We start from the raw sequence: 16,197 nt of genomic DNA, 5'->3' as shown, positions 1-16,197 counted from the left end.
GGCAGCCGCCCGCCAGTCACATATGGATAGGGCGCTTGCCCACGGCGAGGGCGGCTTCCTTCACCGCCTCGGCCAGCGTCAGATGCGCATGACAGGTGCGGGCGAGGTCCTCGGCCGAGGCGGCCTCCTCGACCAGCCGGATCGCCTCGAGGATTTCTTCGAGAACGACATCCACCCGCCTCACCATCAGAAGACTCGGATGGCCTCGCTCTCGATCTGCGCTCTCAGCTTGGGGTGCAGGCTCTTGCGTGTGGTGAGATCGATCTCGACCCCGAGTTCCCCGACGAGGAAGTTCCGCATCCCAGCGAGATCGATCAGCGAGAATTTTCGACCTGGGACGACATCGATGAAGAGATCGATGTCGCTGTTGGCCGTTGCCGTGTTACGTGCCGTCGAGCCGAAGAGAAAGGCTGCTTGCGCGCCACGGGCGCGCAGGGCGTCGGCGCGACGCGCGAGTTCGAAAGCAGCCTCTTCTCGTGTCATGGCGCCGATCCTACATCAGACCGGCTCGCGAACCAAAACCGAAGCCGCGCTCGAAAGAGAGCCGCCGCTCACATATGGATCTGACGCTTGTCCACGGCGAGCGCGGCTTCCTTCACCGCCTCGGCCAGCGTCGGATGCGCATGGCAGGTGCGGGCGAGATCCTCGGCCGAGCCGCCGAACTCCATCAGCACCGTGACCTCGGCGATCAGATCGCCGGCATGGGGGCCGATGATGTGGCAGCCGAGCACGCGGTCGCTCGCGGCATCCGCCAGGAACTTCACGAAGCCATCAGTATGGCGCATGGCGCGCGCCCGGCCATTGGCCGTGAAGGGGAATTTGCCGACCTTGTAGGCAACGCCCGCGGCCTTGAGCTCTTCCTCGGTCTTGCCGATCGCGGCGACCTCGGGAGCCGTGTAGACGATGCCGGGAATCGCGTCGTAATTCACATGGCCGGCCTTGCCGGCGATGATCTCGGCGACCGCCATGCCCTCATCCTCGGCCTTATGGGCGAGCATCGGGCCGCGCACCACGTCGCCAATGGCGTAGATGCCGGCGACATTGGTCTTGAAATGATCGTCGATGATGACGCGGCCGCGCTCGGTCGCAACGCCGGCCGCTTCCAGGCCGAGCCCGTCGGTGTTCGGGCGGCGGCCGATCGCGACCAACACGATATCGGCCGAAAGCGTCTTGGCCTCGCCCCCAGCGGCGGGCTCGACGGTGACGGTCGCGCCCTTCTTGGCCGTCTCGACCTTGGTGACCTTGGAGCCGAGCTGGAAGGTGAAGCCCTGCTTCTCCAGGATGCGCTGGAACTGCTTGGCGATCTCGCCATCCATGCCGGGCAGGATGCGGTCGAGATACTCGACCACGGTGACCTTGGCGCCGAGACGGCTCCAGACCGAGCCGATCTCCAGGCCGATCACGCCGGCGCCGACCACGACCAGTTCCTTGGGAACGGCGGTCAGCTCGAGCGCGCCGGTCGAGGTCACGACGACCTTCTCATCGACGCTCACGCCGGGAAGATTGGTGGATTCCGAGCCCGTCGCGATGACGATGGCCTTGGTCTCGAGCTCCTGCGTCTTGCCGTCCTCGGCGGTGACGACGACCTTGCCGGCAGCCGGGATCGAGGCCGTGCCGTGGAAGGGCTCGATCTTGTTCTTCTTCAGCAGGAAGGCGACGCCGTTGACGTTGGCGTCGACCGTCTCCTGCTTGTGGACCAGCATCTGCTTGAGATCGAGCTTGGGCGTGCCGACGACGACGCCGAGGCTCGGGAAGGTGTGGCTAGCCTCCTCGAACATCTCCGAGGCATGCAGCAGCGCCTTGGACGGGATGCAGCCGACATTCAGGCAGGTCCCGCCATGGGTCTTGCGCTTCTCCACCACGGCGACCTTGAGGCCGAGCTGGGCAGCGCGAATGGCGCAGACATAGCCGCCGGGGCCGGTTCCGATGACGACGAGATCGTAGGACATTTAATTTCTCTCGATGGATTCAGGCGAGGGATCGGGAAAGGAGCAGCGGCGCGCAGTGCGCGAGCCTATCCGTGACGGAGGACATCAACGGCTCCTTCCAGTTCAGCTGACCGCACGGACCGCCATCAGCAGGAGCCCGACGATGGATGCGATCCAGACCGCGGTGCGCAGATAGGGCACACCGGCGAGGTAGAGAGGCAGGTAGATCACGCGTGCCGCCAGCCAGAGCAGCCCGCCGGCGAAGCCAATTCCATCGGCGCGCTGCAAGACGATCAGCAGCAGCGCCAGAAGCCCGAAGGCGGGGAATGTTTCGAGATAGTTGCGGAAGGCCCGGTCGGCCCGCCCCGCGAAAACCCCGAGAGGCCGACTGCCCTCGTCACGCGCCCCGGTGTTCCAGGCCGAGCCCCGTTCGCGGGTGACGGACCTCACCTGCACGGCAAGATAGAGCAGCAGCAGAATGACGCTCGCGACGATCAGGGTCGCCATCGCTGCGCCATCCCGCATGCCAAAGGTCCTCAGAGATCCAGCACGAGACGCGCCGGGTCCTCCAGCGCTTCCTTGATGCGGACGAGGAAGGTCACCGCTTCCTTGCCGTCGATGATGCGGTGATCATAGGAGACCGCCAGATACATCATCGGGCGCACCACGATCTGGCCGCCGACGACCATCGGGCGCTCCTGGATCTTGTGCATGCCCAGGATCGCCGATTGCGGCGCGTTCAGGATCGGCGTCGACATCAGCGAGCCGTAGACGCCGCCATTCGAGATGGTGAAGGTGCCGCCCTGCATGTCCTCGATCTTGAGGGCGCCGTCGCGCGCCTTCTTGCCGAGCACGCCGATCGCCTTCTCGACACCCGCGATCGAGAGCTGATCGGCGTCGCGCACCACCGGCACGACCAGGCCCTTATCGGTGCCGACCGCGACCGCGACGTGATAATAATTCTTGTAGACGATGTCGGTGCCGTCGATCTCGGCATTGACGGAGGGGATCTCCTTCAGCGCCTGCACGCAGGCCTTCACGAAGAAGCCCATGAAGCCGAGCTTCACGCCATGCTTCTTCTCGAACACGTCCTTGTACTGGTTGCGCAGCGCCATCACCGCCGACATGTCCACCTCGTTGAAGGTGGTCAGCATCGCCGCCGTCGCCTGGGCTTCCTTGAGGCGGCGCGCGATGGTCTGGCGCAGCTTGGTCATCTTGACGCGCTCTTCGCGCGAGGCGTCGTCGGGCGCCGACGGAGCACGCACCTGGATCGGCGCAGCCGGGGCAGCGGGCGCGGGAGCTGCGGAACCGGCCGCGATCGCGGCCAGCATGTCGCCCTTGGTGACGCGGCCATCCTTGCCCGAGGCATTGACGCCTGACGGGTCGACGCCGCTCTCGGCTGCCAGCCGCGAGACGGCCGGGCCGGAATCAGCAGCCTTGGTCGCGGGCTTGATCTGCGTGTCTCCAGCGACCTCGCCAGCCTTCTTCTCGGCCGCGGCCGAGCTCGATTCGCCAGCCTTGCCAGAGGCCTGCGCCACAGCGGCGTCGGCCTTCTTCTCTTCGGCCTTGGCGGGAGCGGCGGCCTTGCCGTCGCCAGCCGTGATCATGCCGAGCAGCGCGCTGACGCCGACCGTGTCGCCTTCCTTGGCGACGATCTCGCCAAGCACGCCGGCGGCTGGCGCGTTGACCTCGAGCGTGACCTTGTCGGTCTCCAGCTCGACCAAGGGCTCGTCGGCCTTCACCGCGTCGCCAGGCTTCTTGAACCACTTGCCGATCGTGGCCTCGGAGACGGATTCGCCGAGGGTGGGTACGCGGATTTCGGTCGCCATGTCAGGCCTCTGTTGGTGTCTTTGTCTGGCGTGTCGTGATGGGCGCTACTGGTGTCAGGCCGCGAAGGCTTCGTCCAGGAACGCGTTGAGCTGTGCGAGGTGCTTGGACATCAGGCCGGTCGCCGTGGCTGCCGATGCCGGGCGTCCGACATAGCGCGGCCGCTTCGACTTGACCCCGGCATGGCCCAGCACCCATTCGAGATAGGGCTCGACGAAGGTCCAGGAGCCCATGTTCTTCGGCTCCTCCTGGCACCAGACCACGTCGGCGCCCTTGAAGCGCGCCAGCTCCTGCGCCAGCGACTTCAGCGGGAACGGATAGAGCTGCTCGACGCGCATCAGATAGACGTCGTCGATGCCGCGCTTCTCGCGCTCTTCCAGCAGGTCGAAATAGACCTTGCCCGAGCACAGCACGACGCGGCGGATCTTGGCGTCCTTGACCAGCTTGGTGGTCGAGCGGCCGCGCTCGGCATCGTCATGCAGCACGCGATGGAAGGTCGAGCCTTCGGCGAGCTCGGCGAGGTCGGAGACGCAGCGCTTGTGGCGCAGCAGCGACTTCGGCGTCATCAGGATCAGCGGCTTGCGGAAGTCGCGCTTCAGCTGGCGGCGCAGGATGTGGAAATAGCTCGCCGGCGTCGAGCAGTTCGCCACCTGCATATTGTCTTCCGCGCACATCTGCAGGAAGCGCTCCAGGCGAGCCGAGGAATGCTCCGGCCCCTGGCCCTCATAGCCATGCGGCAGCAGGCAGACGAGGCCCGACATGCGCAGCCATTTGCGCTCGCCCGACGAGATGAACTGGTCGAACAGCACCTGCGCGCCATTGGCGAAGTCGCCGAACTGCGCTTCCCAGCAGGTCAGGGCGTTCGGCTCCGACAGCGTATAGCCGTATTCGAAGCCGAGCACCGCCTCTTCCGAGAGCATCGAGTTGATGACCTCGTAGCGCGACTGGCCCTCGCGGATATGGTTCAGCGAGGTGTGGCGCGCCTCGGTCTCCTGGTCGATCAGCACGGAATGGCGCTGCGAGAAGGTGCCGCGCTCGCAATCCTGGCCCGAGAGCCGGACCGGGTTGCCGTCGAGCAGGAGCGAGCCGAAGGCCAGCGACTCAGCCGTCGCCCAGTCGATGCCCTGCCCGGTCTCGACCGCCTTGCGGCGGTTGTCGAGGAAGCGCTGGATCGTCTTGTGGACGTTGAAGCCGGGCGGGGTCGCGGTGATCTTCTCGGTGATCTCCTTGAGAACCTCGGCGGGAACGCCGGTCGCACCGCGACGCGGATCGTCCTCGTCGGCGCGGATCGCCTTCATGCCGGCCCAGCGGCCGTCGAGCCAGTCGGCCTTGTTCGGCTTGAAGGCCTGGCCCGCATCGAACTCGATCTCGAGCTTGGCCTTCCAGGCCGCGCGCGCTTCGTCGACCTCGCCGGGCTGGATCACGCCCTCGGCCTCGAGCTTGGCGGAATAGAGCTCCAGCGTCGTCTTGTGGCCGCGGATCTTGCGGTACATCAGCGGCTGGGTGAAGCCCGGCTCGTCGCCCTCGTTATGGCCGAAGCGGCGATAGCAGAACATGTCGACCACGACCGGCTTATGGAATTTCTGCCGGAACTCGATCGCGATCTTGGCGGCGAAGACGACGGCTTCCGGATCGTCGCCATTCACATGGAAGACCGGAGCCTCGACCATCTTGGCCACATCGGACGGATAAGGCGAGGAGCGCGAATAACGCGGATAGGTCGTGAAACCGATCTGGTTGTTGATGATGAAATGCACGGAGCCACCGGTACGGTGGCCCTTCAGGCCGGACAGGCCCAGGCATTCCGCCACCACGCCCTGGCCGGCGAAGGCAGCGTCGCCATGCAGCAGGAGCGGCAGCACCTTGGAGCGCTCGACGACATCGCCGAACTGGTCCTGCTTGGCGCGGACCTTGCCGAGCACGACGGGGTCGACGATTTCGAGATGCGACGGGTTGGCGGTCAGCGAGACGTGGACATTGTTGCCGTCGAACTCGCGGTCGCTGGAGGCGCCGAGATGATACTTGACGTCGCCCGAGCCCTCGACGTCGTCAGGCGCGAAGGAGCCGCCTTTGAACTCGTGGAACAGCGCGCGGTGCGGCTTGCCCAGAACCTGGGTCAGCACGTTGAGGCGGCCGCGATGGGCCATGCCGAAGACGATGTCGCGCACGCCGAGCGCGCCGCCGCGCTTGATGATCTGCTCCAGCGCCGGGATCAACGATTCAGCCCCATCAAGGCCGAAACGCTTGGTGCCGGTGTATTTCAGGTCGATGAACTTCTCGAAGCCCTCGGCCTCGACGAGCTTGTTCAGGATCGCCTTCTTGCCCTCGCGGGTGAAGGCGATCTCCTTGTCTGGGCCCTCGATCCGCTCCTGCAGCCATGCCTTCTGCTCCGGATCGGAGATGTGCATGAACTCGATGCCGACCGTGCTGCAATAGGTGCGCTGCAGGATCGCGGTCATCTCGCGGATCGTGGCGAACTCCATGCCGAGCACGTTGTCGATGAAGATCTTGCGGTCGAGATCGGCCTCGGTGAAGCCGAAGGCGGCCGGCGAGAACTCCTCGGGATCCCGGGCCTGCTCGATCCCCAGCGGGTCGAGCTTGGCGTGGAGATGGCCACGCATGCGGTAGGCGCGGATCAGCATGATGGCGCGCACGGAATCGCGCGTCGCCTGCTGCACGTCAGACGCGCTCAGGGCGGTGCCAGCGGCCTTGGCCTTGGCGCCGAGCTTGTCGGAGACGATCTTCTCGACCACGGCCCAGTTGCCGTCGAGCGCCGAGACCAGCTCGCCATTGGCGTGAACCGGCCAGTTCGGCTTCTTCCAGGAGGCGCCCTTGGCGTTCTGGATGATGGCCGAGCCTTCATCCTTCAGCCCGGCGAAGAAACCCTGCCACTGCTCGTCGACCGATTTCGGATCGGCCTGATAGCGGGCGTAGAGATCCTCGATATAGGCTGCGTTGCCGCCATAGAGGAAACCCGTCTGGGCGAGAGCCTCGTTGATGTCCTGGCGAGCCATGATCTGTCCTGCCTTTTCCTGCCTGCAACGTCATGGTCGGCCTTGAGCCGACCATCTTTTCGGTAGCGTCCAGCGCGTCACGAGATGGTCGGGCCAGGCCCGACCATGACGCGCGAGACCCTCAGCCCTTCAACACGTCGACCAAGGTCTTTCCAAGGCGCGCCGGCGAAGGCGAGACCCGGATGCCGGCCGCTTCCATGGCCGCGATCTTGTCTTCCGCGCCGCCCTTGCCGCCCGAGATGATCGCGCCGGCATGGCCCATGCGACGTCCGGGAGGCGCCGTGCGACCGGCGATGAAGCCGACCATCGGCTTCTTGCGGCCGCGCTTGGCTTCGTCCTTGATGAACTGCGCCGCGTCCTCTTCCGCCGAGCCACCGATCTCGCCGATCATCACGATCGACTTGGTGTGCTCGTCGGCCAGAAACATCTCCAGCATGTCGATGAACTCGGTGCCCTTGACCGGGTCGCCGCCGATGCCGACGGCCGTGGTCTGGCCCAGGCCCTCGCGGGTGGTCTGGAACACCGCCTCATAGGTCAGCGTGCCCGAGCGCGAGACGATGCCGACCGAGCCCGGCTTGAAGATGTTGGCCGGCATGATGCCGATCTTGCTTTCGCCCGCCGTGACGACGCCGGGGCAGTTGGGCCCGATCAGCCGCGACTTGGAGCCCGACAGCGAGCGCTTGACGCGCACCATGTCGAGCACCGGGATGCCCTCGGTGATGCAGATGATCAGCGGGATCTCGGCGTCGATCGCCTCGCAGATCGCGTCCGCGGCGCCCGGAGGCGGCACATAGACGACGGACGCCGTGGCGCCGGTCTTGTCACGGGCTTCGGCGACGGTATCGAAGACCGGCAGGCCCAGATGCAGCGCGCCGCCTTTGCCCGGCGAGGTGCCGCCGACCATCTGCGTGCCATAGGCGATCGCCTGCTCGGAATGGAAGGTGCCGTTCTTGCCGGTGAAGCCCTGGCAGATGACCTTGGTGTTCTTGTCGATCAGGATGGACATGGTTTCTCCTCAGGCCTTCTTGATCGCAGCCACGATCTTCTGGGCGGCATCGTCGAGATCGTCGGCGGAAATGACGTTCAGGCCGGAGGACGAGATGATGTCCTTGCCTTCCTGCACATTGGTGCCCTCGAGGCGCACCACCAGCGGAACCTGAAGGCCGACCGCCTTCACCGCGGCGATGACGCCGCGCGCGATGACGTCGCACTTCATGATGCCGCCGAAGATGTTGACCAGGATGCCCTTCACCTGCGGATCGGCGGTGATGATCTTGAAAGCCGCGGTGACCTTCTCTTCCGTGGCGCCGCCGCCGACATCGAGGAAGTTCGCCGGCTCCTCGCCATAGAGCTTGATGATGTCGAGCGTCGCCATGGCGAGGCCGGCACCGTTGACCATGCAGCCGATCGTGCCGTCGAGCGCGATATAGGCGAGGTCATATTTCGAGGCTTCGATCTCCTTGTCGTCCTCCTCGGTCGTGTCGCGCAGCGCCACGATCTCGGGGTGACGGTAGAGCGAGTTGGAGTCGAACGAGATCTTGGCGTCCAGGCACTTGATCTGGCCCTGCGTCGTCACGATCAGCGGGTTGATCTCCAGCATGTCCATGTCCTTGGACACGAACGCCGTGTAGATCTGGCCCAGCACCGTGCCGGCCTGCTTGGCGAGATCGCCGGAGAGGCCGAGGATCCGCGCCATGGCGCGGCCGTGATGGGGCATGATGCCGGTGGCGGGATCGACCGAGAAGGTCTCGATCTTCTCCGGCGTGTCATGGGCGACGGCCTCGATGTCCATGCCGCCTTCGGTCGAGATCACGAAGGCGACGCGCGAGGTCTCGCGGTCGACCAGGGCCGAGAGGTAGAACTCCTTCTCGATGTCCGAGCCATCCTCGATATAGAGGCGGTTGACCTGCTTGCCGGCATCGCCGGTCTGCGCGGTCACCAGCGTGTTGCCGAGCATCTCCTTGGCGTGGCTCTCGACCTCGGCGACCGACTTGGCCAGCCGCACGCCGCCCTTGGCGTCAGGGCCGAGTTCCTTGAACTTGCCCTTGCCGCGGCCACCGGCGTGGATCTGGCTCTTCACCACATAAAGCGGTCCGGGCAGCTTCTTGGCGGCCTCGACGGCCTCGGCGACCGTCAGCGCCGGAAAACCGGCGGAGACCGGCGCGCCGAACTCCTTGAGTACCGCCTTGCCCTGATATTCGTGGATGTTCATGTGCTCGGTTTCCCTGAAGCGAAGGTTATTTTGGCAGTCGGCAATAGGCAGTAGGCAGTAGCAAAGCGAGCCGGCGCCAGTTTCACGACTGCCGACTGCCTATTGCCGACTGCCCTTATGTCACGCCAATGACGGATCGACAGCCTTGCAGGCGTCGATAAGGGTCTGGACCGAAGCCACCGACTTCTCCAGCATCGCCTTCTCGGCGCCGTTGAGGCGGATCTTGACGACCTTCTCGACGCCCTTGGCGCCGATCACCACCGGCACGCCGACGAACATGTCCTTGACGCCGTACTGGCCCTTGAGCGCGGCCGCCGCCGGCAGGACGCGCTTCTGGTCCTTGAGATAGCTCTCGGCCATCGCGATCGCGGACGCCGCGGGCGCATAGAAGGCCGAGCCGGTCTTGAGCAGGTTGACGATCTCGCCGCCGCCCTTGCGGGTACGCTCGACGATGGCGTCGAGACGCTCCTGGGTGGTCCACTTCATCTTGACGAGGTCGGGCAGCGGGATGCCGGCAACGCCGGAATAGCGCACGAGCGGCACCATGTCGTCGCCATGGCCGCCGAGCACGAAGGCCGAGACGTCCTTGACCGAGACCTTGAACTCATCGGCGAGGAAGTGGCGGAAGCGGGCGCTGTCGAGCACGCCGGCCATGCCGCAGATCATGTTGGGCTTGAGGCCCGAGAATTTCTGCAGCGCCCAGACCATGGCGTCGAGCGGGTTGGTGATGCAGATGACGAAGGCCTTGGGGGCGTATTGCTTGATGCCCTCGCCGACCGACTTCATCACCTTGAGGTTGATGCCGATCAGGTCGTCGCGGCTCATGCCGGGCTTGCGCGGCACGCCGGCGGTGACGATGATCACGTCGGCGCCCTTGATGTCCTCATAGGACTGCGTGCCGGTATAGCTCGCGTCGAAACCGTCGACCGGCGCGGATTCGGCGATGTCGAGGCCCTTGCCTTGCGGGATGCCCTCGGCGATGTCGAACATGACGACGTCGCCCAGTTCCTTCAGACCGGCCAGGTGCGCGAGCGTTCCGCCGATCTGGCCGGCGCCGATGAGGGCAATCTTCTTGCGGGCCATATCCTAGTCCTTGTCCTTAGGTGCTGCGGGAGGCCGGTGGCCGGCCGAAACCGTGGGTTTCTTTGGCCCAAACGGGGCTTTTGCCGCAACCCTGTCGTTTGCGGGGGTGAAGACCGGCCTCGATGCGCGCCAGTTTGGGGCTCAACCGACCAATCGACCTGATTTCAAACACTTGCACCGGGCAAAAATGCGGCCGCCTTGTCCAACGCCAAGAAAATTGGCAATGACAATTTACATAATTTGTAATTTGTCACAAGATTTTTCAGATAATCCCGGTCTCCAGCACGCGCAGCGCGACGCGGATCAGCGTGGCCAGACGCATATCGACCGAGGCCTGGGGCACGTCCGCCTCGAGCGCCAGCGCGGCCGGATGGATGAAGCGGTGCGTGGCGTCGATGACGAAGGCGATGGCCCGGTCGCGGTCGCGCGGCTCGAAGGCGCCCGACGCAATGCCCTCATCGATGACGCGCTCGAACAGCGCGCGCACGCGGGTGCGGTTGCGCCGGCTGATCGCATGGCGCTTGGCGACCGCCTGCGAGAGCGCGGCGAAGAGATGCGGATCCTCGCTCAGCAGATCCCGATTGCCCTTGGCCAGCGCCAGGATCAACCGTTCGAGCTTGTCCGCGGCAGGGTCGGGCCCATCGGCGATGTCGGCAAGCCGCCGCTCGGTCGTCTTCAGCCAGACATCGACGACCGCATCGACCAGCGCCCCGCGCGACGGGAAGTAGCGATAGACATTGGCATGCGTCATGCCCGCCTCCGCCGCCACCGCCACGACGGTGAAGCGCTTCAAGCCGAACTGGCGCAGATGCTCGCTGGCGACCGAGAGGATGCGGGTCTCGCTCGGCTCGCGCATCGGCATGGGACCTCAACCTTGCTCGATCTGGGAAAGGAGCGCCTTCGTCATCAAGATGACGCGTTCGGCTCCGTGGAATTCATCGCGAAGATGTACGAAGCCCAGCTTCGCATAAAACCCTTCGGCATTGACCGATGATGGCACCGTGACTTGGCCGAGCCCCTGCTCGGCGGCGATTACTAAAACGCTCTCCATCAAACGCGCACCGATGCCTTGGCCTTGCCTATCCGGCCTGACGAAGACGCTGCGCACCCAGTTTCCATGCAGGCTCGCCGTGCCGACGATATCGCGCTCCGTCATCGCGATCAGAACACTGCGATCACCGATGCGCACGGCAATCTTGTCGCTGGAAAAGTTGGCGATGACCGATTCCAGAATGTCTGGAGAATAGTACCGCGCATTCGTTTCGCGCAGGGTGCGTATGACGAGATCGCTGATGATTTGCGCGTCGGCAGACGTTGCCCGTCTGATCTCCGGGACGTGCTCGCCTGCCATCGCTCAGGTTTCCACCAACCCGCCGCTATCGCCTGAAGCAGCCGAGTCGGCGCGGCCATGCGGCAAGGCGAGATAATCGTCGGAGCGCATCTCGATCAATCGCGAGACCGTGCGGTCGAACTCGAAGGCCTCGCGGCCATTGCCGTCCTTGTAGAGTTCATGCGGCTCGGCCGCCGCCGAAGCGACGAGCTTGACGTGGTGCTCGTAGAGCGTGTCGATCAGGATGATGAAACGCTTGGCCTCGTTGCGCCGGTCCCGAACCAGCGCCGGGATGTCGTCGAGCACCAGCGTGTGGAAGCGCTGCGCCAGCGCGATATAGTCCGACGCGCCATAGGCTTGGCTGCAAAGGTCGGAAAAGCTCGCCCGCGCCACGCCGCCGGCCGCCTGCGGAATCCGCATTTCATGGCCCTTGACCGACAGCGTCACCGGTGCCCCCTGCGCCGAGCCGGAGACACGCCTGAACGCCTCATCGAGCGCGGCCTTCGCCGCCGCGTCAGCCGGAACATGATAGGTCGGCGCGCCCCCGAGCTTCTCCAACCGGAAATCGGTGCGCGCATCGAGCCTGAGCACCTCGACCTTCTCGGTCAGCAGCGCGATGAAAGGCAGGAACAGCGCCCGGTTGAGCCCGCCCTCATAGAGCCGCGACGGCTCGACATTCGAGGTCGCGACCACGACGACGCCGGCCGCAAACAGCGCCGTGAACAGCCGACCGAGGATCATCGCATCGGCGATGTCGGTGACCGTGAACTCGTCGAAGCAGAGCAGGTTCGCCTCGGCCGCCAACTCGGCCGCGATGGGTGCGATCGGATCGGGCTCCTTGACCTCGCCGGCCTTGAGCTTCTGCCGGTAGGCAAAGATGCGCGAATGCACGTCGGCCAGGAATTCGTGGAAATGCACGCGCCGGCGCTTCGGCACCGGCGCTGCGTCATAGAACATATCCATCAGCATGGTCTTGCCGCGCCCGACCGAGCCCCAGATGTAGAGCCCCTTGGGAGCCTCCGTCGAAGCCTGCTTGCCGCCGAGCAGCCAGCCGAGCGCACTGCTCTTCCTGCCCAGCCGGCGCGCACCCAGGGTCTCGGCCAACGCCGCCAGGCGCCTGACCACGGCGACCTGCGCCGGATCGCGCTCGATGGCGCCCGCTTCGACCAGGGCGGAGTAACGGTCTGAAATCGAGGCGGCCATGGCGGGGGATCGTCGGCGGAAGGGAATTTCCGGTTACGGCAGGCAAGGCCCAGCCGCAAGGCCTGTCCCGGCATGGCAGGGCCTCGAAGCCATGCCGCCCTCCCTTGGTAGGCGCGCCTTCCCTGCGCAATCCGGCACGCCGCATGGCAGCCCTTCCCGGCTCGGCTTTCCGTCCGCGCCGCAACGGCCTAGCCTAACCGTCAGATGAGGCAATCTTCTTAGCGAAAGGCGGCCAGTGATGAAGAAGGGCTCCGACCTCCTGGTTGAAGCGCTCGAGAACGAGGGCGTCGACCGCATTTTCGGCGTGCCGGGCGAGGAGAATCTCGATGTCGTCGAGTCGCTTCGGACCTCCAGCATCAAGCTGATCCTGACGCGGCATGAGCAGGCGGCGGCCTTCATGGCCGCGACCCATGGCCGCTTGACCGGCAAGCCCGGCGTCTGCATCGCAACGCTTGGACCTGGCGCGCTCAATTTCTCGACCGGAGCGGCCTATGCCCATCTCGGCGCCATGCCGATGATCCTGATCACCGGCCAGAAGGCGATCATGACCGCCAAGCAGGCGCGCTTCCAGATCGTCGATGTCGTCGCCTCGATGAAGCCCTTGACCAAGATGACGCGGCAGATCGTCAGCGTCGCCAGCATCCCATCCGTGGTGCGCGATGCCTTCCGCGTCGCGATGGAGGAGCGGCCGGGTCCGGTCCATCTCGAATTGCCGGAGGATGTCGCGGCCGAGGAGATCGCGGATGCCGCGGTCATTCCGGTCCACCCGCTGGAGCGCCCGGTCGCTCAAGCCACCGCGCTCGACCGCGCCGCCGACATGATCCTGGCCGCCAAGCACCCGCTCGTCATGATCGGCGCGGCGGGCAACAGGCCACGCCTCGTCGAGGCGCTGTCCTCCTTCGTCCGGCGCACGCGCCTGCCCTTCTTCAACACGCAGATGGGCAAGGGCGCCGTCACCGGCGGCTCGAACCTCTATATGGGCACCGCCGCGCTCTCGGAGCGCGACTACGTCCATCAGGCCGTCGACCATGCCGACCTGATCATCGCGATCGGTCACGATACCATCGAGAAGCCGCCCTTCCTGATGAAGAGCGCCGGCGGCTCGAAGGTCGTCCATATCGGCTACCAATCGGCCAATGTCGAACAGGTCTATCACCCAGATGCCGAGGTCATCGGCGATATCGGCGCGACGGTGACGGGGCTGGCGGACAGGCTCGAGGGCAAGCTCGCGGCCGATCCCTCGATGCTGGCGCTGCGCCAGACGATTCTGGGCAAGATCAATGATCGCGCCGAGGAGGACCGCTTCCCGGTCACGCCGCAGCGCATCGTCCACGATATCCGCCAGGTCATGCCGGAGGACGGCATCGTCTGCCTCGACAACGGCATGTACAAGATCTGGTTCGCCCGCAACTACCGCACCCATGTCGCCAACACGCTGCTGCTCGACAATGCGCTGGCGACGATGGGAGCCGGCCTGCCCTCGGCGATGATGGCGGCGATGCTTTACCCCGAACGCCGCGTCATGGCCGTCTGCGGCGATGGCGGCTTCATGATGAACTCGCAGGAGATGGAGACGGCGGTCCGGCTCGGCCTGAACCTCGTCGTCGTCATCCTCAACGACAACGCCTATGGCATGATCCGCTGGAAGCAGTCGGTTGATAATTTCCCCGATTTCGGCATGACCTTCGGCAACCCCGACTTCGTCCGCTATGCGCAGGCCTACGGCGCCAAGGGCTCGCGGGTCGCGTCCGTCGATGAACTCGTCCCGACGCTGGAGGCCGCCTTCACTGGGGGCGGCGTCCATCTTGTCGAAGTGCCGATCGACTATTCCGAAAACACCCGCGTGCTCGTCGAGGAGCTGCGCAACCGCAGCCCCGACATCCAGCTCGCCTGACCGGGAGAAAACCCATGCTGCAGGTCGTACAGGCCTTCGACCGCGCGCCGATCACCGAAATCGCGACGGACGACGCGGCCGCGCTGGAAGCCAAGCTCCAGGCCGCCGAGCGCGTCTTCCGCAACCGCGACGGCTGGCTCAAGCCGCATGAACGGATGGCAATCCTGCGCCGGCTGGCCGGGCTGATCGCGGGCAAGCGCGACCATCTCGCCCTGCAGATCGCGCGCGAAGGCGGCAAGCCGCTGCCCGATGCGATCGTGGAGGTCACCCGCGCCATCGACGGCGTACACAACGCCGCCGACGAATTGCGCAATTTTGCCGGGCGCGAGATCCCGATGGGGCTGTCGCCGGCCGCGGCCGATCGCTGGGCCTTCACCACCAAGGAGCCGATCGGCATCGTCGCCGCGATCTCGGCTTTCAACCACCCGCTGAACCTGATCGTGCATCAGGTCGCGCCTGCGATCGCCACCGGCTGCCCGGTCATCATCAAGCCGGCGGGCACGACGCCGCTCTCCTGCCTCGACTTCGTCGCGCTTGTGCATGAGGCCGGTTTGCCCGAGGCTTGGTGCCAGAGCTTCGTCCCCGAGACCACCGAGCTTGCCGAAAAACTCGCGACCGATCCGCGTATCGCCTTCCTCAGCTTCATCGGCTCGGCCAAGGTCGGCTGGTATCTTCATAGCAAGCTTGCCCATGGCGCGCGCTCGGCGCTGGAGCATGGCGGCGTCGCGCCTGCGATCGTCGACAAGAGCGCCAATCTCGAAGCGATCATCGAACCGATCGTCAAGGGCGGCTACTACCATGCCGGCCAGGTCTGCGTGTCGACGCAGCGCATCTATGTGCATGATTCCATCGTCAACGACTTCACCGAGCGTCTCGTCGCGCGGGTGAAGACGCTGCGCACCGGCGATCCCGTGCTGAAGGACACCGAAGTCGGCCCGCTGATCACGCCGAAGGAAGCCGACCGCGTCGCCTCCTGGATCGACGAGGCGGTGAAGGGCGGCGCCAAGCTGCTGACCGGCGGCAAGCGGCTCTCCGAGACGACGCTGGAGCCGACCGTGCTGGTCGATCCTTCCGAGGAGGCACGCATCTCGCGGGAAGAGATCTTCGGCCCGGCCGTCGCGATCTACCGCTACCGCGATCTCGACGATGCGATCGCCCGGGCCAATTCCCTCCCGGTGGCCTTCCAGGCCAGCATCTTCGCGCAGGACATCGACATCGCCTTGCGCGCCGCCAACCGGCTCGATGCCTCGGCCGTCATGATCAACGACCCGACCACCTTCCGCACCGATTGGATGCCTTTCGCCGGCCGCCGCGAATCCGGCTACGCCACCGGCGGCATCCCCTTCACCATGCGCGACATGACGCAGGAGAAGATGATCCTGATGCGCCGGAGCTAGGCATCGGCCCGAAAGGTGAGAGCCGGTTTTCGGGCTGATCCTGCTCTCACTCTTCGATGCAGCGAAAGGCGCGGGGAACCCCTCTCCTGTAAGGAGAGGGGCAGGGGTGAGGTGTAGGCCCCTGGACCAGCTACGTGAAAACCTCACAACGAGGCAGCGGTGAGGTCACGGCCAAAGCGTCAAACGGCCGACCCCTCACCCTGCCCTCTCCCTCCGGAGACCTTTGCATAACCGGCAGTGTCGTGATTCCCTTTGGATAAAGGGGATTGATCGCGATGCACCGGGTTTCAGGGCAGCCGAGTTTTCTGG

General features: G+C 65.4%; 13 protein-coding genes and 1 pseudogene. 2 read left to right on the top strand and 12 right to left on the bottom strand.

Annotated elements, in window-relative coordinates:
• Positions 1-16: 16 nt before the first annotated feature.
• From J2Y55_RS26445 to zapE, 12 genes and pseudogenes are all read right to left on the bottom strand, one after another.
• Positions 17-160: pseudogene (locus J2Y55_RS26445) on the bottom strand (dihydrolipoyl dehydrogenase); the annotation flags it as partial.
• A gap of 26 nt (positions 161-186) precedes the next feature.
• Positions 187-483, bottom strand: a complete 297-nt coding sequence (locus J2Y55_RS26440) for a nucleotidyltransferase family protein (RefSeq protein ID WP_310159382.1) — start codon at positions 481-483, stop codon at positions 187-189.
• A 68-nt stretch (positions 484-551) separates the two neighbouring features.
• Positions 552-1,949, bottom strand: coding sequence for a dihydrolipoyl dehydrogenase (lpdA, locus tag J2Y55_RS26435; RefSeq protein WP_310159381.1), 1,398 nt, complete (start codon positions 1,947-1,949; stop codon positions 552-554).
• A gap of 102 nt (positions 1,950-2,051) precedes the next feature.
• The gene (locus tag J2Y55_RS26430; RefSeq protein ID WP_310159380.1) at positions 2,052-2,453 is read right to left on the bottom strand and encodes an MAPEG family protein; all 402 of its coding nucleotides are present in this window, start codon (positions 2,451-2,453) and stop codon (positions 2,052-2,054) included.
• Positions 2,454-2,464: 11 nt separating this feature from the next.
• Complete coding sequence (gene odhB, locus J2Y55_RS26425) at positions 2,465-3,757, bottom strand: 2-oxoglutarate dehydrogenase complex dihydrolipoyllysine-residue succinyltransferase (protein WP_310159379.1); 1,293 nt, start codon at positions 3,755-3,757, stop codon at positions 2,465-2,467.
• 54 nt (positions 3,758-3,811) lie between these two features.
• Complete coding sequence (locus J2Y55_RS26420; protein ID WP_310159378.1) at positions 3,812-6,769, bottom strand: 2-oxoglutarate dehydrogenase E1 component; 2,958 nt, start codon at positions 6,767-6,769, stop codon at positions 3,812-3,814.
• 121 nt (positions 6,770-6,890) lie between these two features.
• Positions 6,891-7,775 carry a succinate--CoA ligase subunit alpha gene (gene sucD / locus J2Y55_RS26415; protein ID WP_069688840.1) on the bottom strand — a complete coding sequence of 295 codons (885 nt, stop codon included), beginning with the start codon at positions 7,773-7,775 and terminating at the stop codon, positions 6,891-6,893.
• Between the two features lie 9 nt (positions 7,776-7,784).
• Positions 7,785-8,981 carry an ADP-forming succinate--CoA ligase subunit beta gene (gene sucC / locus J2Y55_RS26410; protein WP_069688841.1) on the bottom strand — a complete coding sequence of 399 codons (1,197 nt, stop codon included), beginning with the start codon at positions 8,979-8,981 and terminating at the stop codon, positions 7,785-7,787.
• A 120-nt stretch (positions 8,982-9,101) separates the two neighbouring features.
• Entirely contained in the window at positions 9,102-10,064 is a 963-nt protein-coding gene (gene mdh / locus J2Y55_RS26405) for a malate dehydrogenase (RefSeq protein ID WP_092171987.1), read from the bottom strand.
• Between the two features lie 262 nt (positions 10,065-10,326).
• Positions 10,327-10,926, bottom strand: coding sequence for a TetR/AcrR family transcriptional regulator (locus J2Y55_RS26400; protein WP_245928214.1), 600 nt, complete (start codon positions 10,924-10,926; stop codon positions 10,327-10,329).
• Positions 10,927-10,932: 6 nt separating this feature from the next.
• Positions 10,933-11,415: a GNAT family N-acetyltransferase gene (locus tag J2Y55_RS26395; RefSeq protein ID WP_310159372.1), complete on the bottom strand. Its 483-nt coding sequence runs from the start codon at positions 11,413-11,415 to the stop codon at positions 10,933-10,935.
• A gap of 3 nt (positions 11,416-11,418) precedes the next feature.
• Positions 11,419-12,597, bottom strand: coding sequence for a cell division protein ZapE (gene zapE / locus J2Y55_RS26390; RefSeq protein ID WP_310159371.1), 1,179 nt, complete (start codon positions 12,595-12,597; stop codon positions 11,419-11,421).
• A gap of 238 nt (positions 12,598-12,835) precedes the next feature.
• Between zapE and J2Y55_RS26385 the strand changes: the two genes are divergently transcribed.
• The gene (locus J2Y55_RS26385; protein WP_310159370.1) at positions 12,836-14,491 is read left to right on the top strand and encodes an acetolactate synthase large subunit; all 1,656 of its coding nucleotides are present in this window, start codon (positions 12,836-12,838) and stop codon (positions 14,489-14,491) included.
• A gap of 14 nt (positions 14,492-14,505) precedes the next feature.
• A complete protein-coding gene (locus J2Y55_RS26380; RefSeq protein WP_310159368.1) occupies positions 14,506-15,888 on the top strand; it encodes an aldehyde dehydrogenase family protein in 1,383 nt (460 codons plus the stop codon).
• The last annotated feature ends 309 nt before the right edge of the window (positions 15,889-16,197 follow it).

Source organism: Allobosea sp. BE125 (genome assembly GCF_031456075.1).
GTDB lineage: Bacteria > Pseudomonadota > Alphaproteobacteria > Rhizobiales > Beijerinckiaceae > Allobosea.
The sequence above is the reverse complement of the archived record's forward strand: the minus strand, read 5'-3'. Positions and strand labels throughout refer to the sequence as shown.